Genomic DNA, 18,446 nt, shown 5'->3' on the forward strand with positions numbered 1-18,446 from the left:
TGGTTATGGGTTCATTTCAGCTTGATGCGCGGGTCAACGAGCGGCGCGATGAGGTCGGCCACAAGGTTGCCCAGGACGATGAAACAGGCCGACACCAGCGTGACCCCCATGATGATCGGGATGTCGACACGCTGGATCGCCTGCCAGGCCAGCTGGCCGATCCCGGGCCAGCCGAACACGCTTTCCACCACCACGATCCCCGACATGAAAAGGCCGATGTCGATGCCGATCATGGCGATGATCGGCAGCACCGCGTTCGGCACCACATGGCGCAGGATGATCCGCAGCCGGCCCAGACCCTTGGCACGCGCGGTGCGCACATAGTCCTGCGCCAGCACGTCGATCATCGAGGATCGCATCATCCGGCTGTACCAGCCGGTGCCAAGCAGCCCGATGGTGATCGCCGGCAGCACCAGATGGGCGAAGCTGCCGTAGCCGCCGATCGGGAACCAGTGCAGCCGGACCGCGAAGACATAAAGCAGCAGGATGCCCACCACGAATTGCGGCGCCGAGATCGTGACGAAGGAAAACACCATCAGCGACTGATCGACCGCGGTGTTGCGTTTCAGCGCCGCGACGATGCCGATGGTCAGGCCAAGGATCAGCTCGACCACGATGGCGGCCGCCATCAGCAGCAGCGTCGCGGGCATCCGCGCCGCGATCAGCTCGGCCACCTCGGAGCGCTGCAGATAGGAGCGGCCGAGATCGCCCTGCAGCAGGTTGCCGAGATAGCGGACATACTGGATGTGGAACGGCTGATCGAGGCCAAGCTGGGCGCGGATATTGGCCACCGTCTCGACCGTGGCGGACCGCCCGGCGATCTGGCGCGCCGGATCAGCCGGCACGAGGTAGAGCAGCACGAAAGTGACAAGACTGATGCCGAGCAGGATCAGCAGCGCCTCGCCGGTGCGACGGACAAGATAGGCCCACATCAGTGCCGCCCCTTCAGCTTGGGGTCGAGCGCGTCGCGCAGCACGTCGCCGAGCAGGTTGAACGACAGCGCCAGCAGCACGATGGCAAGACCGGGGAAGAACACCAGCCAGGGCGCATTGGCGAAATAGGTCTGGTTTTCATAGATGATATTGCCCCAGGACGGGGTCGGCGGCTGCACCCCCACACCGAGATAGCTGAGTGTCGCCTCCAGCAGCACGGTGGTCGAGATCCCGAGCGTGCCGAAGACGATGATCGAATAGAGCAGATGCGGCAGCACGTGCAGCCGCAGGATCCGGAAGGTCGAGGCGCCCATGGCGCGCTGCACCGAGATGAACTCGCGCTCGGCAAGGCTGCGGGTCTCGGTATAGATCACGCGCGCCATCTGCACCCAGTTCACCATGGCGATCACGACGGCGACGATCAGCAGCGAAGGCTTGAAAATCGCCGCCAGAACGATGGCGAGCAGCAGTGCGGGAAAGGCCATCATCAGGTCGGTAAAGCGCATCAGGATGCCGCCGACCCAGCCGCCGAGAAAGCCCGCCGTGATCCCGACGCCCGCCCCCAGCATCACGGCAATGCCGTTGGCCAGAAGCCCGATGATCAGCGAGGTCTGGGTGCCAAGGATCAGCCGCGAGAACAGGTCGCGCCCCAGAAGGTCGGTGCCAAGCCAGAACTGCGCCGAGGGCGGCAGAGGCGCGCCCTCGAGGCTGAGACCGTCAAACATCTGGTCATTCGGGTCATAGGGCACGATCCAGGGCGCCAGCACAGCGGCCGCCACCATGGTGACAATCACCACCAGCGCAAAGGCCGACCGTGGTCGCACCATCAGCTGGCGCAGGACCCTGCCCGCCCCCGGTCGCACCGGTGTTGCGGAAACTGCCGCCGAACCGCTCATCGCTGGCCTCCCCGGCGGCCGCGAAGCTCGTGCTCGTCCAGAAACAGCGCCGCGGCATCCTCGAGGCTCACGCGACGCGCCATTGCGAAGGCACGCAGCCGTTTCAGCGCCGTCAGCTCGTCGACGGCCTCGCGCGCCATGACCTGATTGGCGGCGCGGATCAGCAGGTGGCGCTGGCCCGCGCGGCGCGCGACCTCGACCTCGCGGCGGGCATTGCGCAGCCGTTCGGCGCATTTCGCCGACCCGATCACCAGCGTCGAATAGACAAGCCCGAGGGCTGCCTGCGGCAGGAAGGCATCGACCCCCTGTTCAAGCGCCCAGGTCAGCCGACCGGGGCTTTCCGACCGCACCAGCCCGATCAGAGGGACGGGCGCGGTGCCTGCGGGCCAGGGGATCTGTTCGTCGTGGCCGGTGTCGACATCGACGAAGACGACATCGGGACGCGGCGCAGACGCCTCGGCCACGGGCCAGATGCCGACAGCCTCGACCCCCAGAACAGCCAGACGTGTCGCCAGTTGCTGGCGCAAGGTCTCTGCCGGATGCAGCACCCAGGCCAGCCGGCCGGTGAAGTTGAGATCGACAACAGGTTTCATGACACGATCCTCAGATCAGGCGCGCGCCGGAGCGGAGCCGCCGGCGCGACGCGGGTCAGATAGGGGTCGGGCGCCAAAGCCTCGCCGGCATCGGCAAGGATCTGGAAGATCCCGCCGCGGGCGACGGCAAGCCGCGGGATCAGGCTGGTGTGGCGGGTCACCGGGTCGATCGTCACGCGCCCCAGCACCGTTTGCCGCGGCGCCCCCGCGACTGCGGCGAAGACCGCGCGCGGATCGTCGGTCCCGGCCAGCGCAAGCCCCTTGGCCAGCAGCCGCACCCCGGCATAGGCCGTCGCAAAAAAGCACGAGGCGCGATAGTCTTCGCCGTACCGCGCCGCGATCCGGGCGCGGAACCCGGCGGTATCGGGCCCCTCGACGCTTTCGAACCAGGCCCCCATCGACAGCAGCCCGTCGGCCGCAGGCCCCAGGTCGGGAAGGTCTGCCTCGGTCTGGTTGGCGCTGACAACAAGGCAGGGCGCGCCCTGCTCGCGGTGCTGCGCCAGCGCCTGCAGAAACGCATGGTTCGACGGGCCGATAAGGCTGTTGACGATCAGGTCGGGGCCATGGTTGTCGATCTCCTCGATCAGACGCGCGCAGTCGGTGCCGCCGAGCGGCACAAAGCGTTCCGCCGCGACCTCGACGCCACGGGCCGACAGCCGTTCGCGCGCAACCCGCAGCGTCTCCCACCCCCAGACATAGTTCGAGCCGACCAGGAAGGCGCGCCGTGCCCCCGCGGCCAGCACGTGATCGACCAGCGGGACAAGGTGCTGGTTTGGACAGGCGCCCAGATAGACGACATGATCGTTGCATTCGAATCCCTCGTAGGGACAGGGATACCACAGCAATGCCGCGTGCCGCTCCAGCACCGGGATCATGTCCTTGCGCGACCACGAGGTGATGCCGCCGACGATGTGGCGCACCCCGCCGCCCTCGAGCATCGCGGCGGTGAGGCGTTCGTAATCCGACGGGATCCCGCCGGGATCGGCGGTAACCGGGTCAAGCTGCAGCCCGGCAACACCGCTTACATCCCCGGCGTTGACCTCTTCGAGCGCCATCAACGCACCGTCGCGCGCGCTGCGCCCCAGCGCCGCATAGGGCCCGGTCGTCGAGAACATCAGACCGATCCGGTATCTGCGCAACGTCTCGCCCGACCGCATTCGAATACCCCTAAAAACGACAAAACCCCGATACCTCTCGCAGAGAGGGGTCGGGGCGCATTTGCCAACGTGTCTTTCGCCCAAATCCACCACAGCCGGCCGGGGCTGGCAAGGTTTGGCGTGCCGGGCGGAGCGGCGGCCCGGCAAGACGCACTCTTTCCCGGCACTGCGCCAAGCAATTGGGCAGATCGCGAGTCAGGGGTCGCGGCCCGGCGGGCGCTGCCGGCCAGCGGCCCCGCCCCGACCGGTCCGTTATCCGCGCCAGCCGAGTCGTTCCCGCCATACAGCGCGCCCCCACCGCCACACAGCGCCTTAACCTCAAGCGCGCTCGACCGCCCGCTGCAGGAAGACCGGCTTGAATTCGTCTGCGTCCCGGGCACCTCGGCCGGGGCCATGAATGCCGCGGTGATGGCGCGCGCCTCAGCCCGTTTCAGCGCAGCCCGCGCGATGGGATGCTGGGGCGCCGAACGCACGACACGAACCCGCCTTGTGTCGCCCTCGACATGATGTCTCGGCTGGTGTCGCCCGATGACCTCAATCCCAGGGGCAACAATCCGCTGCGGGAGATCCTTGAAAGGCAATCGATGTCGAGCGGATCAAGGCCTCGCCGGTGAAGCTGTGCGTCACCGCTTCGATATCTTCATGGTCGCCGTCACCGGGCCGGTGATCGCGCTCGTGGCCGTGATCGTTCCGGGATCGCTGTTCGGCAGCTTCTGAACGGCAACCGCACCGCCGAGGGTTGCAATGAGGGCCTAAAACCGGGGAGTGCGCCCGCGGCCTCAGGCCATCGCCGCGTGCCAGCCCCAGCGGTCGGCCTGGGCCAGACAACTTGCGTGGTCTTCGATCCCGCTGTGCGGGTCGGGCGCGCGCAGGCAGGCTGCGGCGGTCGCGTGGGCCATCCTCAGGCATTCCTGCGCCGGCCAGTTCGAACTGAGGCCATAGAAGAACCCGGCGGCAAAGGCATCGCCCGCGCCATTCGCCCCCTTGCGCGCCTCGGCCGGCACGTTGACCGAGGGCAGTTCTGCGAGGCTGCCGTCGCGCGCCACCAGATGGGCGCCGGCAGTGTGATGTACGACAACCAGGTCCATCGCCCCCATCTGCAGGACCTGCCGGGCGGCCATCCGGCAAGCGGCCGGGTCGGGCTGTCCTGCGCGCAGGGTCGCAACCCCGGCCAGCGCCCCGATCTCCTGGTCATTGACCACGAGCGTATCGAGATGTGGCAGGCAGGGATGCACATGCTCCCGGATCGCCTCGGCCTCGGCCGCGACGAGTTCGAGATTGGTCCGGATCCCCAGCGCGCGCGCCTGCCGCAGCACCGCGACCCAGCCATTGGCGTCGCCCTGCCAGGCTGCGTCCATCACGGCGTGAATCCCCGGCAGACCGAGGTGCAGGTATTTGGCGCGGGTCTGCGAGAAATCGAAATGCGCGGGCGACAGCAGGTTGCCGACCCCGACGAACAGGATGTGGGTGCGCCGCCCCGTTGCCTTCGACACATAGGCATCGGTGGTCTGGGTGCCCGCCGCATCGGACCGGCAGAAACGGTGGGCGATGCCGTTGGCCTCGGCCACCGATTGCAGGAAATCGCCCGCCGCGTCCTGACCGAGCAGCCCCATGGTCTCGACCTGCACAGACGGATCGAGCCTGCGCAGATCGACCGCAAAGTTGCAGGCCGACCCGCCGCCCGAAAGCTGCAGGTCGAGCACCGAGGTCGCCATGTCCTCCTCGGGCCAGTTTTCCACGGTTATATTGCGGTCCAGACACCAGGTGCCTGCGGTGATGAACCCCTCCCTTGCGCCGTCCATCGCCCGCTACTCCGCATACTCCCGCAAGACCGGATCGGTCAGCTCCAGATCGGCCTCGATCGGCCGGTGGGGTGTGATGCCTGCGGCCACAAGGTCGGCGTGATAGGCGCGCGTCGCCTCGGTCGACCCGATCGGTTCCTCGATCACCCGGCGTATGGCGCGGACCATCAACACGCTGTCTTCGGAATGATAGATCTTGCGCCCGAACAGCGCGACACGGGCGCCGTATTTCTCGGCCTGCGAGATCAGTTCCAGGCAATCCCGCGTGGTGCCGGCGCCGCCCCCAAGAATCCCGAAGATGATGTTCTCGGGATCATAGGAGGCGATCTCTTCGGTCGCGCGCGGGCCATTGTAGGTGGCCTTGAGGAAGATCGGCCGGTCCTGCCGCGAAACGCCCGCCAGGCAACGCACGATCATGTCGTTGTTGTAGGAGGCGAATTCGGCGTCTGCGGTGGCAACCGCGAAGGCCGGGTTGAAGATTTCGAGGAAGTGGCGAACATGGTTGGCGCTCGCCTCTTCGCGGAACGCACGATAGGCCTCAAGTGTCTGCCAGTCACGATCCGGGTCGTTGTAGAAGGTGACGGCATAGAGCCCGAGATCCGTGACATCCCGCACCCGGTCGAGCCGGGCGGTGCGGAACGGCCGTGCGGGCGACCGGCCATAGGCCCCGCCGCGGGCAAGCCAGATGTCGGTGGTGTCGTTCAGACGGACCGCGGGCGTCACCTCCGAGTCGCGAAACAGGCTCTGGTCCTGCATCATCTCGGCTGTCGACAGCGACATCAGCATGATGTCGGTCAGATCCGACTCGGTCACCTTGACGATATCCGCGCGATAGTCCGTGATCGGCCTGAACCGCCCGGTGGGCGTGCCATCCGCGGCGATCTCTGCGCCCGGGGTGGCGCAGCCGAACGCCATGTCGCCGTCCTTGGCATCGGCAATGATGAAGTCGCCGGGCGTGTAGCGCCCCTGCCGGATACGTGCGAGTTTCCTGTCGAGACGTCTGGTCATCTGTCCCCCTCCCCGAGCAATTTTCGGGGCTTACCTAATACCCGTCAGCAGGCAGGCACAAGGCACGAAGCGAGGCGCACAGCCGACACCGGGCGGCCGCCTCGCTAGGACCGGCGCAGAGGCAGCACGACCACCAGCGCCAGCACCGCCAGCACCAGCACCGCAGCCATGAGCGGCACCGGCGTCCCGTCAAAGGCAAGCCCGATCGGCACTGCGAGAACCACAGCCACAACCGTGGCAAGCGATCCGACAACCGAGGCCGTCAGCCCGGCAAGGTGGCCCATCGGCTCCATCGCCAGCGCATTGAGGTTGCCGACGGTCAGGGCCATCTGGCCGAAGACCGCCGCGGTCCAGATCACGTAGACCGCGAATTCGCCCGCCGGCGGCAGCAGGCCCGACAGCATCAGCGCCAGACAGACGGCGAACAGCACAACCTCGCCGGACAGGACGATCAGGATGAGCTTGCGCATGCCGACCCGCTCGACCAGCAGCGCATTGACAAGGCCCGCGCTGCCGGCCAGCAGCGCCACGCCCCCGAACCACAGCGGAAAGCTGTCGGCGCGCCCGAAGCTGACATCGAAGACCTGCTGGGTCGACGACAGGTTCGCAAACAGCATCGCAAAGCACAGCGACTGGGCGATCATCGAGCGCAGGACGACGCCGTTCGTGACGATCTCGCGCGTGCCCTCGACCAGGAGCGAAACCCGGAACGGGCGGCGGCGCGCGGGATCGAGCGTTTCGGGCTGGCGCAGTTGCAGCCAGAGACCCGAGACCGCCGCGAAGGCGATGAAGACCATGAAGATCGCGCGCCAATCGGCCACGTAGATCACCGCGGCCCCAAGCGACGGGGCAAGGGCCGGAATGAGGGTGAAGGCCATCATGATGAAGGACATCAGCCGTGCCATGGCCCGGCCGGAGTGCAGATCGCGAATGATCGCGACCGCAACGATCCGCGGGCTGGCGGCGCCAAGGCCCTGCAGCCCCCGCGCCAGCACCATGGTCTCGAGCGTATTGGCCTGGGCGGCAAGCAGCGCGCCGAAGATGAACAGGATCGTCCCGCCAATCGCCACCGGCTTGCGCCCGAGCGTATCGGACAGCGGGCCGGTGAACATGGTGCCAAACCCCATGCCGAGCACGAAGCTGGTGACGACCAGTTGCGCCCGGTTCGGCGCATCGGGGCTGATCTCGGCCGCGATCTGCGGCAGCGCCGGCAGCATCGCGTCAATCGAGATCGCGACGGTGGCGAACAGCATCGCCATCATGGCGACGAATTCGACCGGCCCGAGCTGGCGTGGACCGGCGGTGCCGGCCGGAGGCAGGACGGGCGCGTCGGTCATGGCTGGCCGATCAGCTGGCCGTTGATTTCGTCGATCAAGCGGATCCAGAGCGCGGGTTGCTGTGCGCCCGGCACCACATGCGTGTTGGCGATGACAAAGGTCGGAACGCCGGATACCCCGCGCTCGCGGCTGGCGGCGTCACGGGCGCGGATGTCGTCGGCATCGGCATCCGACGACAGCAACCGGCGGATCACGGCGGCATCGAGGCCCTGGGCATCGGCAATATCCGCCAACACGTCGTGATCGCCAATATCGCGGCCTTGGGTGAAATAGGCTTCGAACAGCGCGGTGGCGACCTCGGTCTGGCGGCTCTCGATCCCGGCCCAGTGGATCAGGCGATGGGCATCGAGCGTGTTCGGCGTGCGGGAGACCGCGGCAAAGTCGATCGGGACCCCGGCCTCTTCCGCCGCTTCGGCGACGCGGGCATAGGCTGCGACCGCCTCTGCCTTGCCGCCGAACTTGGCTTCCAGATAGGCGCGCCGGTCGGCGCCCTCGGGCGGCATGTCGGGGTTGAGCTGGAACGGGTGCCACTCGATCACGAAGGGATGGTCAGGGCGGTCGGCCAGCGCCCGCCGAAGATGGGCGAGGCCGATATAGCACCAGGGGCAGATCGGATCGGAGAGCACGTCGAGTTTTATCATGCCAGTCCTCTAGCAGCCTGAGAATCGAAGCCAAGGCATATTCGCGCACACTGCCCCTGCGGGAATGCCGGCACCCTCCGTTCCGGCGGCTGTGGCAGGACGCTCCCGCCCGTCAGGTCAGCGGCTGGCGGCGCAGAGATTTCCGGTCGATCTTGCCATTGCCCGACCGTGGCAGGGCCGCGAGGTGCACAAAGATCCGCGGGCATTTGTAATGTGCCAGCCGTTCGGCCGCGAAACCCGCCAGCTCGGCCGCGGGCAACGGTTCGGGGCCGGTGTAGAACGCTGCAATCACCGTCGTATCGGCCTTGACCTCGACCTCGGCACAGGCCGATTCGGCAATGCCCGGATGGGTGTTCAGCACGGCCTCGACCTCGAGCGGCGAGACCCGGTAGCCGCCGGCATTCATCATGTCATCGGCCCGCCCGAGATAGGCCAGCGCACCATCCTCGTCCATCCGCACCGTATCGCCGGTCAGGAACCACTCGCCGAGATAGCGCTCCGCTGTCTCCTCCGGGGCGTCGAGATATCCGAGCATCAGCCCGGGGTCGCTGGCGTGGATGCCGAGCGTGCCAGGCGTGCCGCGCGGCACCGCCTCGCCGTCGGGCGCAAGCACCGCGATGCGCCGCCCGGCCTGCGGGAACCCGATGCTGCCAAAGGGCGCCGGCCGATCCGGGCTGCCCGAAAGATACGTCGAGCATTCCGTCATGCCGAGCGCCTCGTGAACCTCGGTTCCGGTCGCCGCCTGCCAGGCCGCCCGGATCCGGGCCGACATCTTTTCGCCCGCCGAAAGGCCGTGGCGCAGGCGCGGCAGATCCGGCATCTCGCAACGCTCGAGGATCTGCCGATAAACCCCTGGTGCTGCGGCAAATATCGTCGCGTCATAGCGTTTGAGCAGCAGCGGGATCTGGTCGGACGTGACGCCCTCGGCCGGGATCAGCGCGGTGGCGCCAATCGCCCAGGGGTCCATCAGCCCGGTGCCGAGCGTATAGGCCCAGTTGAAGGCGCCGGCGTGCAGCAGCCGGTCGTCCGGGGTCAGCCCGTACCAGCCCTGCCACATCATCTGCCGCGCCCAGACCGCGCGGTGGGCGTGCACGACGCCGCGCGGCTGGCCCGAGGTGCCCGACGTATAGATGATGTATGCAGGCCGGTCCGGGTCGCCCATCGCCGGTGCGACCGGCGGTGTGGTTTCCATCTCGCGCAGCGCCAGCGCCGGGATCACCCACCCATCATAGCCATCGGGCAGCGAGACATCGGGGGCCGCGACAATGGCCGCAGGGCGCGTCTCGGCCGCGATCCGGGTGATCTCGGGCACGCTCAGCGCCGCCGAGGCCGGGATCGGCAGGATGCCGGCCCAGATTGCGGCGAGATAGGTCAGCGGAAACTCGACCTCGTTGCCAAGCCGCATCAGCAGCCGGTCGCCGGGCCCGAGGCCGCTGGCCAGCAGCCCCGCGGCGATCCCCTCGACCGCCTGGGCAAGCGCGCCATAGCGCCAGCGCGCAGCCCCCATGGGCGAAACGATGGCGAGCGCCGTCCGGTCGGGCCGGTCGCCAGCGCGGGCCAGCACATGGGCTGCCATGTTGAACCGTTCGGGCGGGGCGGGCGGCGTATCGAAAAAGATCGAATCCATACCTTCCGGGTACGAAAGCCGCGCCTTTTGGGCAAGCCCCGGCATTGCGCGCTGCCCCTGCGCGCCCTAGAACCGCCCTCATGTCCGATGGAACGCCCGATACCGATCCCAAGGCGCTGATCCGCATTGCGCGCGAATCCGGCACCGTTGTCGCGACCGAACCGCTCGATCTGGGCGAACGGGTGCGCGAACTGCGCAAGGCCCAGGGATGGACGCTGGAACAGGCGGCGAACCATGCCGGCCTTGCCCGTTCGACGCTGTCGAAGATCGAGAACGGCCAGATGTCCCCGACCTACGAGGCGCTGAAGAAGCTGGCCGAGGGGCTTAAGATCTCGGTCCCGCAGCTGTTCACGCCGCCGGCGCGCGCCGGGGCCAACGGGCGGATGGGCGTGACCCGCGTTGGCGAGGGGGCGGCCCATGCCACCGCGACCTATGAACACGAACTGCTGGCGGGCGGGCTGACCCAGAAGAAGATGCTGCCCTATCGCGCCCATATCCGTGCCCGCAGCATGGAGGAATTCGACGGCTGGGTGCGCCACGACGGCGAGGAATTCCTGCTGGTGCTGACCGGGATCATCCGGCTTTACACCGAGTTCTACGCGCCGCTGGAAATGCGCCGCGGCGACAGCGCCTATTACGACGCGACCATGGGGCACAACGTGATCTCGATCAGCCCCGAGGATGCGACGATCCTGTGGGTGACCTCACTGGCCTGAGGCCGCCACGATCCGGCGAAAGCGGCGGTGGCCGCTGGTGCCACACGTGCCTAGCGATACCTTCCCAGACGTTTCAACACTTCGATCTGATAGCCGTCGGGATCGGCGACAAAGAAGAACTGCGCCATGACACCACCGTCGCGTTCGAAGGTCACGATCTTGCGCGGCGCAAAGCCCGCGGCATCGAGCCTTGCATGCAGCGCCTCGAGATCGTCGACGCAGACCGCGAGATGGCCATAGCCGTCGCCAAGGTCATAGGGCGTCTCCCTGCCCTTGTTCACCGTCAGCTCCAGTTCGAAATCGGCCTCGGCATTGCGCAGATAGATCAGCGTGAAGCTGTCGAAGTCGAACCGGTCGGCGACATCGAGATCGAAGGCCGCGCGATAGAAGGCGACCGAGCGTGCCTCGTCGAGAACACGGATCATGCTGTGAATGGCCTTGGCCATGGCGGGTCCTTTCATGTCGGAACTTCGCGCGGACGCTAGCCCATCGCCTGTGACGGCGCGAGCGCTTCTGTGGCGCGAGGGCCGCGCGACGGGCAGTCCTGTCTAGTGCATCCTGTTGCGGATGCGGCGGACCATCAGGAAGACAGCCCCGACAACCAGTGGCAGCAGCACGGCCGTCGCCATCCCCTTCGAGATTTCCAGCGGCTCCAGCAGGGGATAGACCGCATAGCTGGCGAGGTTCAGCGCGTAATAGCTGATCGCCACCACCGACAACCCCTCGACAGTGTGTTGCAACTTCAGCGCCTGATCGGCCCGTCGATCCATGCTTTCCAGCAGCTTCTGGTTCTGCTCCTGACGTTCGACATCGACCCTGGTGCGCAACAACTCGCCGGCCCGCGCCGCACGGTCGGCCATGGCCCGCAACCGCAGTTCTGTCGACCGGATCGTGCGCATCGCCGGATCGAACCGGCGCAGCATGAATTCTTCCAGCGTCTGCTTGCCGCGGAACCGGATCTCTCGCAGCGCGCGGATGCGGTCATGCACGATGGCCTCGTAGGCTTCGGTGGCGCCAAAGCGGAAGGTCGAGGTCGCAAGCAGGTTTTCGAGCTTTGCCGAGATTTCCAGCAGCACGTCCAGCATCTCGTCGGCGGGATGCAGATTGCCTGTCATGTCGCCCACAAGCGCGGTCAACTGCGGATCGAGTGCTGCCATGTCGCTGCCAAGCGCGCGCGCCCGCGGCAATCCGAGCAGCGCCATGGTCTTGTAGATCTCGATCTCGGTCAGCCGCTGGACCAGCCGGCCCAGCCGGCTTTGCGAAACGTCGGTCTGCAGGAACACCGCGAAATGATTGTGCCCCGACGGGTCGGGATGGAAATCGGCGGCAACGATGGCACCGCCGTCAAGCACCCGCGAGGTGGCAACGCTTTCCGACAGGAACCAGTCCGCGATCCTTTGCGGGACATCCGTCGCCTCGGCGTCGGTCAGCTCCACCCGGATCAGGGCCGAGGCGATGCGCATCCCCGGCGCTTCGGCCAGCCAGTCCTGCGGCAGGATCTCGTAGGCGGCAGGATCAAAGGCCGTGTCCTCGAGCCCGTCGATGAACAGCGTGTAGGTGGTGAACTCGGTGTGGCATTCCCACTTCAACCGGTGCGGCCCGAGCGGGCCGATCCAATGGGTCGCGCCGGGCTCTGGCGCCTCGGCCCCGAACCGTTCGAGCAGCGCCAGAAGATGCGCCAGATCGCGCCCCTTGTGACGGTTCGCGGCGTCCTGCGGCTGTTTCAGCGCCAGAAACAGAACGTGCCCCGGCGCAGAAATCTTCGGAAACGGCCGGGCGTGAAGCTCGGCCGCGAGCGCGGCGCGGCTCGGGTGATCTGCCAGTTCGGGATGTGGGGCGGGCGAAAGCATGGCCTCAGATAGCCGAGCGCAAACAGCACTGTAAAAGGTTTTCTGGGCATGCCTTGGCATACCGGAAATGGTGCCAAGATCAGGCATTAGGTCCGGGCTGCACCGCCTGTGCAGCCCGGCCTGTCCGGTTCAGATCGCGACGACGTCGAGCGGCGGGAAGCCGTTGAAACCGACCGAGGAATAGCTCGAGGTATAGGCGCCGGTGTTGCGGATCAGCACCCGGTCGCCGACGGCGAGCGTCAGCGGCAGCGACACGGGGCGCTTTTCGTACAGCACGTCGGCACTGTCGCAGGACGGGCCGGCAAGCACGCAGGGACCCGCGGGCGAGCCGTCGTGCGGGGTCTCGAACTGATAGCGGATCGCCTCGCCCTCGGTCTCGGCCAGGCCCGAAAAGCGGCCGATGTCGAGATAGACCCAGCGATGGGCGTCCCGCGCCGACTTGCTCGACACCAGCATCACCTCGCAGACGATCACGCCCGCCTCGGCAACAAGGCCGCGGCCCGGCTCGGCCATGATGCGGGCGACGTCGCCAAAACGCGCATGGACCTGCCGGATGACACCGGCGGCATAGTCGGTCGGCGCCTCGACCGCCTCGCCATAGAACGCCGGGAACCCGCCGCCGATGTTGAGCAGGCTGAGCGCGTGCCCCGCGTCGCGGGCGGCGTGCCAGATCCGTGCCATCTCGTCCAGCGTATCGGCCCACATCGCCGATTTCCGGGTCTGGGAGCCGACATGGAACGAGAAACCGACCGGATCGAGCCCGAGCGCCCTGGCGCGGTCGAGCAGCTCGAGCGCCATGTCGCGGTCGCAGCCGAACTTGCGCGTCAGCGGCCAGTCGGCCTGGCTGGTCTCGACGATCAGGCGGATATAGACCTGTGCCCCCGGCGCATTGACGGCAATCTTTTCCAGCTCCGCCTCGGCGTCGGCGGCAAACAGCGTGATGCCGGCACGATGCGCAAAGGCGATGTCCGAGCCGCGCTTGACGGTGTTGCCGAACGAGATCGTCTCCGGGCGGGCACCGAGCGACAGGCACAGCTCGATCTCGCCACGCGAGGCGGCATCGAAATGCGAGCCGAGGTTGATCAGGCGCGCAATCACCTCGCGGGTCGGGTTGGCCTTGACTGCATAGTGGATGTCGGCAGTGCCCAGCCCACGCTTCAGCGCGATGTATCGGTCGGCCACGATCTCGGTGTCGATCACCAGCGTCGGGCGGTCGAATTCAGTCACCGACAGGAAGGCGTCCAGACGATCGGGAATAGCAACGGGGAGCGAGGCCACAGCCTCGCCGAACAGCATCGTCATCGGTCATCTCCAATAGACCCGGCCATGTATGGCCGCTCAGTTCCAAGGGAGACGTTACCGTCGCTACGTAAACACGTATCGCGAGATGCGTTCGGCCAGAGGCGCGTGCGTTGGCGTCTTGAAACCGCATTTGCGGTCAAACGGGATTCGGATCAAGAGGCAAAATGCGGGACGGCGAAGAAAAAACGAACGACCCGCCCGGGTGTGACGGGCGGGTCGATTTCATGCAGCAGATGCAACAGGTTAGCTTACCCGGGTCAGAAGCTCGTCCATGCTCTTCTTGGCATCGCCGAAATACATCCTCGTGTTCTCCTTGTAGAACAGCGGATTCTCGATGCCGGAATAGCCGGTGCCCTGCCCGCGCTTCGAGACGAACACCTGCTTGGCCTTCCAGACCTCGAGCACCGGCATGCCGGCAATCGGGCTGTTGGGGTCTTCCTGCGCGGCCGGGTTCACGATGTCATTCGAGCCGATGATGATGACAACGTCGGTCGCGGGGAAGTCGTCGTTGATCTCGTCCATCTCGAGCACGATGTCATAGGGCACCTTGGCCTCGGCCAGCAGCACGTTCATGTGCCCGGGCAGACGCCCCGCCACCGGGTGGATGCCAAAGCGCACCGTCTTGCCCTTGGCGCGCAGTCGCCGGGTCAGCTCTGCCACGTTCTGCTGAGCCTGCGCGACCGCCATGCCATAGCCCGGCACGATGACGATGCTGTCGGCATCGTCGAGCGCTGCCGCCACACCATCGGCGTCGATGGCGATCTGCTCGCCCTCGACCGCCATCGCGGGACCCGTGGTATTGCCGAAGCCGCCGAGGATGACCGAGATGAACGACCGGTTCATGGCCTTGCACATGATGTAGGACAGGATGGCCCCCGAAGAGCCCACCAGCGCACCGACGACGATCAGCAGATCGTTGCCGAGGCTGAAGCCGATGGCCGCCGCCGCCCAGCCGGAATAGCTGTTCAGCATCGACACAACCACCGGCATGTCGGCGCCGCCGATGCCCATGATCAGGTGATAGCCGATGAAGAACGCAAGCAACGTCATCAGGACCAGCGCCCAGGCGCCGCCGCTGTTGAGATAGACCAGCAGCAGGATCAGCGACAGCGCCGCCGCAGCGGCGTTCAACAGGTGCCCGCCCGGCAGTTTGGTGGCTTTCGAGTTCAGCTTGCCGGCAAGCTTGCCGAAGGCGACGATCGAGCCGGTGAAGGTAACGGCCCCGATGAAAACGCCGAGGAACAGCTCGACCCGAAGGATCGACTGCTCGACCGGGGTCTTGTGGGCCAGCACCGCGCCAAAGCCTTCCAGCGCATGACGCGCCGTCTCGTCCATGGCCAGCACACGACCGAGTTCGATATGCGCGTTATAGCCGACGAAGACCGCCGCCAGACCGACCAGCGAATGCATGGCCGCCACAAGCTGCGGCATCTCGGTCATCTGCACCCGCTTGGCGACGATGAAGCCGATGACCCCGCCAGCCGCAACCAGGATGAGCGACAGCAGCCAGAGGCCGGAACCCGGCCCGATCAGCGTGGCGAAGACCGCCAGCGCCATGCCGACGATGCCGTACCAGACCGCGCGCTTGGCGCTTTCCTGACCCGAAAGACCCCCGAGGCTGAGGATGAAGAGGACAGCCGCGACCACATAGGCCGCCGTTGTGAATCCGAAGTCCATAGTCCCTACCCCCGGTTACGATTTCTGGAACATGGCGAGCATGCGCCGTGTCACGAGGAAGCCGCCGAAGATGTTGATCCCGGCCATGAAGATCGAGAGCGCGGCAAGAAGGATCACCAGGAACGAGCCCGAGCCGATCTGCATAAGCGCGCCCAGAATGATGATCGAGGAAATCGCGTTCGTTACCGCCATGAGCGGCGTGTGAAGCGAATGCGACACATTCCAGATCACCTGGAAGCCAATAAAGATCGACAACACGAAGACGATGAAGTGCTGCATGAACGAGGCCGGCGCCACCAGCCCGATGGCCAGCAGAACAAGCGCCCCGACCGCAAGCAGGGTGACCTGCTGGCGGGTCTGTGCCTTGAAGGCCGCAACTTCCTCGGCCCGGCGCTCTGCCGGGGTCAGTTCCTTGGGCTTTTCCTTCGGCTTCTGCGCCGCGATCGCCTTTATCTTCGGCGGTGGCGGCGGGAAGGTGATATCCCCGTCAAAGGTGACGGTCGCGCCCCGGATCACATCGTCTTCCATGTTGTGCACGACCTGCCCGTCCTTGCCGGGCGTCAGATCGGTCATCATGTGACGGATGTTGGTGGAATAGAGCGTCGAGCTTTGCGCCGCCATCCGGCTGGGGAAGTCGGTATAGCCGACGATGGTCACGCCATTGTCGGTGACGATCTTTTCGTCCGGCACCGTCAGCTCGCAGTTGCCGCCGCGTTCGGCGGCCAGATCGACGATGACCGAGCCGGGCTTCATCGCCTCGACCATATCCTTGGTCCACAGAACCGGCGCCGGCCGGTTCGGGATCAGGGCCGTGGTGATGACGATGTCCATCTCGGGCGCAAGTTCGCGGAACTTGGCCAACTGGGCCTCGCGGAACTCGGGGCTCGAGGGCGCGGCATAGCCCCCCGTCGCCGCGCCGTCCTGCGCCTCTTCGAATTCGAGGAACACGAACTCGGCGCCCATGGATTCGATCTGCTCGGCCACTTCGGGGCGGACGTCGAAGGCATAGGTGATTGCGCCAAGCGAGGTCGAGGTGCCGATGGCGGCAAGCCCTGCAACGCCCGCGCCGACGATCAGCACCTTGGCGGGCGGCACCTTGCCGGCCGCCGTCACCTGCCCGGTGAAGAACCGGCCAAAGTTGTTGCCGGCCTCGATCACCGCGCGGTAGCCCGCGATATTGGCCATCGAGGACAGCGCATCCATCTTCTGGGCGCGGCTGATACGTGGAACCATGTCCATGGCGATGACATTGGCGCCCTTGTCGCGGGCAGCCTCCATCAGCGCCTCGTTCGAGACCGGATAGAAGAAGCTGATGAGGGTCTGGCCGCTGCGCAGCAGCGCGACCTCGGCCTCTGTCGGCGGCCGCACCTTGGCCACGACGTCGACCGCCCCGAACAGCGCCTCGGCGCCGTCGATCACCTCGACCCCGGCGTCGGCATAGGTCGCGTCGGAAAATCCCGCACCCAGCCCTGCCCCGGATTCGATGGCACAGTCATATCCCAGTTTCTGCAAGGCCCGCGCCGAATCCGGCGTCATCGCTACCCGTGCTTCGCCAGGAAACACTTCCTTCGGTGATCCTATCTTCACGTGCTCCGTCCCTCTTTTCTTTTCAGACCGGTGGTCGCCGGGGCGCCACCGATAACAACTGAATCCCACGTTTCATCGCATCTGTCGCTGGCAGGGGCCAGCCCCCAGAGGTCGCATCGCAGCAAAATCAGCGACGGCCGGTCACAGCCATCGCCGAACCCGGGCCGACCAGTCCTCGAAACCCGGGCCGAAATCCTCGGCAAGCCAGGCTTCCTCCTGCAGGACGAAACGGTCGGTGATCACCCACAGGAACAGCGGCACCAGCACCAGACTGGGCCAGGCGTTCCAGTAAACGATCAGTCCGGTCAGCACCATCGCATCGCCAAGATAGATCGGATTGCGGCTGCGCGCGAAGACTCCGTTCGTCACCAATTGCCGCGCATGGCGATGGGGCACGAAGGTCGTGTGATTCTGCCGCATCTGGATCACCGCGACCAGTGTCAGCAGCACGCCGCCGCCGACAAGCAATCCGGCCAGAAACCCGATCAGCGGATGGTCGAGCGGCGCAACCGGCAGGCGCACCGCCTGGATCCGGGCCAGCACAAGGAACAGCATCAGCCAGGCTGGCGGTACGTCCAGCCATTTCAGGATGTCGGATCGGGACATGGCTCCTCCTGTTCCAGCGCGACTGCGGGGCCGCGGAAATCGGGCCGGAGAGTGTCCTCCGCGGCCCGCACTGTCAATGCTGGCGGGCCGCTCAGCGCCCGCGGCGGCGGCGGCATGGCTGGCGTGCAAAGCGCGACGGCGTCGCCGCGCCGGGCGGCGCCCTGCCATTCCCTGCCGGATCTTCGCTTTCTGGATATCGGCGGATTCCCGCGATGATACTCTTCCCGTCACGCTGTCATCGAGGGCAAGCGGGGATGATATCGACCGCAAGGAGGCCCGGCCCGGCGACGGGGGCGCAGGGTTCGACCGGCGGTTTCGCCGGGGCGGCCCGAAACGGCAGGCCCACAACGGCAGGCCAGCAGCGGCAGGGGGCGCATCGAGGCGAATGGAACAAACGCGCGTCCTGCGCATTGATCCCGCACCAAACGGTTCTTCAATCGCAATCCCAAGGATTTAGACATGCTCACCTGGATCATCATCTTTCTCGTCATCGCCCTGATTGCCGGCGTCCTGGGTTTCGGCGGCGTCGCCACGACCTCGGCCGGGATCGCGCGTATCCTGTTTTTCGTCTTCCTCGTGCTGTTCATCGGCTCGCTGATCATGCACCTGCTGGGCGGTGGCGCCGCAGTCTGAGGACGCAGCCTCGTCCGTGGGCACCAGAAATGACAGGGATTCTCGGGCCCGGCATGGTGTCGGGCCCCGTTTGCAGGAGGAC

17 protein-coding genes are annotated in these 18,446 nt (G+C 66.4%); 2 read left to right on the plus strand and 15 right to left on the minus strand.

The features are described from left to right. Positions 1-11 precede the first annotated feature (11 nt). From DQG17_RS07360 to DQG17_RS07400, 9 genes are all read right to left on the minus strand, one after another. Entirely contained in the window at positions 12-932 is a 921-nt protein-coding gene (locus DQG17_RS07360) for an ABC transporter permease (RefSeq protein WP_116132059.1), read from the minus strand. Next, positions 932-1,828 (minus strand): ABC transporter permease, encoded by an 897-nt coding sequence (locus tag DQG17_RS07365; protein ID WP_116132060.1) that lies wholly within the window; start codon positions 1,826-1,828, stop codon positions 932-934. Before DQG17_RS07365 ends, DQG17_RS07360 begins: the two co-directional genes overlap by 1 nt. Beyond that, positions 1,825-2,421: an ANTAR domain-containing response regulator gene (locus DQG17_RS07370; protein WP_116132061.1), complete on the minus strand. Its 597-nt coding sequence runs from the start codon at positions 2,419-2,421 to the stop codon at positions 1,825-1,827. The genes DQG17_RS07365 and DQG17_RS07370 overlap by 4 nt, the downstream gene beginning before the upstream one ends. Beyond that, positions 2,418-3,578, minus strand: coding sequence for a transporter substrate-binding protein (locus tag DQG17_RS07375; protein WP_116132062.1), 1,161 nt, complete (start codon positions 3,576-3,578; stop codon positions 2,418-2,420). The genes DQG17_RS07370 and DQG17_RS07375 overlap by 4 nt, the downstream gene beginning before the upstream one ends. A 779-nt stretch (positions 3,579-4,357) precedes the next feature. After that, on the minus strand, positions 4,358-5,380 hold the full coding sequence (locus tag DQG17_RS07380; RefSeq protein ID WP_116132063.1) for a carbohydrate kinase family protein: 1,023 nt from the start codon (positions 5,378-5,380) through the stop codon (positions 4,358-4,360). A gap of 6 nt (positions 5,381-5,386) precedes the next feature. Then, a complete protein-coding gene (locus DQG17_RS07385) occupies positions 5,387-6,388 on the minus strand; it encodes a hypothetical protein (protein WP_116132064.1) in 1,002 nt (333 codons plus the stop codon). Between the two features lie 104 nt (positions 6,389-6,492). Continuing rightward, positions 6,493-7,725 (minus strand): MFS transporter, encoded by a 1,233-nt coding sequence (locus DQG17_RS07390; RefSeq protein WP_116132065.1) that lies wholly within the window; start codon positions 7,723-7,725, stop codon positions 6,493-6,495. Next, complete coding sequence (locus DQG17_RS07395; RefSeq protein WP_116132066.1) at positions 7,722-8,366, minus strand: DsbA family oxidoreductase; 645 nt, start codon at positions 8,364-8,366, stop codon at positions 7,722-7,724. Before DQG17_RS07395 ends, DQG17_RS07390 begins: the two co-directional genes overlap by 4 nt. 112 nt (positions 8,367-8,478) lie before the next feature. Continuing rightward, complete coding sequence (locus DQG17_RS07400; RefSeq protein ID WP_369907995.1) at positions 8,479-10,038, minus strand: AMP-binding protein; 1,560 nt, start codon at positions 10,036-10,038, stop codon at positions 8,479-8,481. Between the two features lie 35 nt (positions 10,039-10,073). On the opposite strand from DQG17_RS07400, the gene DQG17_RS07405 reads away from it, so the two are divergent. Then, positions 10,074-10,709: a helix-turn-helix domain-containing protein gene (locus DQG17_RS07405; protein WP_116132068.1), complete on the plus strand. Its 636-nt coding sequence runs from the start codon at positions 10,074-10,076 to the stop codon at positions 10,707-10,709. A 50-nt stretch (positions 10,710-10,759) separates the two neighbouring features. Here the strand turns inward: DQG17_RS07405 and DQG17_RS07410 are convergent, their stop codons facing one another. The 6 genes from DQG17_RS07410 to DQG17_RS07435 all read right to left on the minus strand — a co-directional run bounded on the left by DQG17_RS07410 (position 10,760) and on the right by DQG17_RS07435 (position 17,731). Beyond that, entirely contained in the window at positions 10,760-11,155 is a 396-nt protein-coding gene (locus tag DQG17_RS07410) for a VOC family protein (protein WP_116132069.1), read from the minus strand. A gap of 102 nt (positions 11,156-11,257) precedes the next feature. Then, the gene (locus tag DQG17_RS07415; RefSeq protein ID WP_116132070.1) at positions 11,258-12,559 is read right to left on the minus strand and encodes a DUF3422 family protein; all 1,302 of its coding nucleotides are present in this window, start codon (positions 12,557-12,559) and stop codon (positions 11,258-11,260) included. A 129-nt stretch (positions 12,560-12,688) separates the two neighbouring features. Beyond that, entirely contained in the window at positions 12,689-13,861 is a 1,173-nt protein-coding gene (locus tag DQG17_RS07420; protein ID WP_116132071.1) for a type III PLP-dependent enzyme, read from the minus strand. Between the two features lie 243 nt (positions 13,862-14,104). After that, positions 14,105-15,538: an NAD(P)(+) transhydrogenase (Re/Si-specific) subunit beta gene (locus tag DQG17_RS07425; RefSeq protein WP_116132072.1), complete on the minus strand. Its 1,434-nt coding sequence runs from the start codon at positions 15,536-15,538 to the stop codon at positions 14,105-14,107. 15 nt (positions 15,539-15,553) lie between these two features. Next, positions 15,554-17,125 (minus strand): Re/Si-specific NAD(P)(+) transhydrogenase subunit alpha, encoded by a 1,572-nt coding sequence (locus DQG17_RS07430; RefSeq protein ID WP_116132073.1) that lies wholly within the window; start codon positions 17,123-17,125, stop codon positions 15,554-15,556. A 141-nt stretch (positions 17,126-17,266) separates the two neighbouring features. Further along, entirely contained in the window at positions 17,267-17,731 is a 465-nt protein-coding gene (locus DQG17_RS07435; protein WP_232829354.1) for an isoprenylcysteine carboxylmethyltransferase family protein, read from the minus strand. 459 nt (positions 17,732-18,190) lie between these two features. Here DQG17_RS07435 and DQG17_RS07440 point away from each other — a divergent pair, with 459 nt between their 5' ends. After that, the gene (locus DQG17_RS07440; protein ID WP_116132074.1) at positions 18,191-18,364 is read left to right on the plus strand and encodes a DUF1328 domain-containing protein; all 174 of its coding nucleotides are present in this window, start codon (positions 18,191-18,193) and stop codon (positions 18,362-18,364) included. Positions 18,365-18,446: the final 82 nt, after the last annotated feature.

Origin of the sequence: Tropicimonas sp. IMCC34043 (assembly GCF_003390845.1) — a bacterium.
Taxonomy (GTDB): domain Bacteria; phylum Pseudomonadota; class Alphaproteobacteria; order Rhodobacterales; family Rhodobacteraceae; genus Tropicimonas.

What these genes read in the sequence shown, in the direction of transcription:
- DQG17_RS07360 (WP_116132059.1), bottom strand. Translation starts at nt 932, where the DNA reads ATGTGGGCCTATCTTGTCCGTCGCACCGGCGAGGCGCTGCTGATCCTG.
- DQG17_RS07365 (WP_116132060.1), bottom strand. Translation starts at nt 1,828, where the DNA reads ATGAGCGGTTCGGCGGCAGTTTCCGCAACACCGGTGCGACCGGGGGCG.
- DQG17_RS07370 (WP_116132061.1), bottom strand. Translation starts at nt 2,421, where the DNA reads ATGAAACCTGTTGTCGATCTCAACTTCACCGGCCGGCTGGCCTGGGTG.
- DQG17_RS07375 (WP_116132062.1), bottom strand. Translation starts at nt 3,578, where the DNA reads ATGCGGTCGGGCGAGACGTTGCGCAGATACCGGATCGGTCTGATGTTC.
- DQG17_RS07380 (WP_116132063.1), bottom strand. Translation starts at nt 5,380, where the DNA reads ATGGACGGCGCAAGGGAGGGGTTCATCACCGCAGGCACCTGGTGTCTG.
- DQG17_RS07385 (WP_116132064.1), bottom strand. Translation starts at nt 6,388, where the DNA reads ATGACCAGACGTCTCGACAGGAAACTCGCACGTATCCGGCAGGGGCGC.
- DQG17_RS07390 (WP_116132065.1), bottom strand. Translation starts at nt 7,725, where the DNA reads ATGACCGACGCGCCCGTCCTGCCTCCGGCCGGCACCGCCGGTCCACGC.
- DQG17_RS07395 (WP_116132066.1), bottom strand. Translation starts at nt 8,366, where the DNA reads ATGATAAAACTCGACGTGCTCTCCGATCCGATCTGCCCCTGGTGCTAT.
- DQG17_RS07400 (WP_369907995.1), bottom strand. Translation starts at nt 10,038, where the DNA reads ATGCCGGGGCTTGCCCAAAAGGCGCGGCTTTCGTACCCGGAAGGTATG.
- DQG17_RS07405 (WP_116132068.1), top strand. Translation starts at nt 10,074, where the DNA reads ATGTCCGATGGAACGCCCGATACCGATCCCAAGGCGCTGATCCGCATT.
- DQG17_RS07410 (WP_116132069.1), bottom strand. Translation starts at nt 11,155, where the DNA reads ATGGCCAAGGCCATTCACAGCATGATCCGTGTTCTCGACGAGGCACGC.
- DQG17_RS07415 (WP_116132070.1), bottom strand. Translation starts at nt 12,559, where the DNA reads ATGCTTTCGCCCGCCCCACATCCCGAACTGGCAGATCACCCGAGCCGC.
- DQG17_RS07420 (WP_116132071.1), bottom strand. Translation starts at nt 13,861, where the DNA reads ATGACGATGCTGTTCGGCGAGGCTGTGGCCTCGCTCCCCGTTGCTATT.
- DQG17_RS07425 (WP_116132072.1), bottom strand. Translation starts at nt 15,538, where the DNA reads ATGGACTTCGGATTCACAACGGCGGCCTATGTGGTCGCGGCTGTCCTC.
- DQG17_RS07435 (WP_232829354.1), bottom strand. Translation starts at nt 17,731, where the DNA reads ATGTCCCGATCCGACATCCTGAAATGGCTGGACGTACCGCCAGCCTGG.
- DQG17_RS07440 (WP_116132074.1), top strand. Translation starts at nt 18,191, where the DNA reads ATGCTCACCTGGATCATCATCTTTCTCGTCATCGCCCTGATTGCCGGC.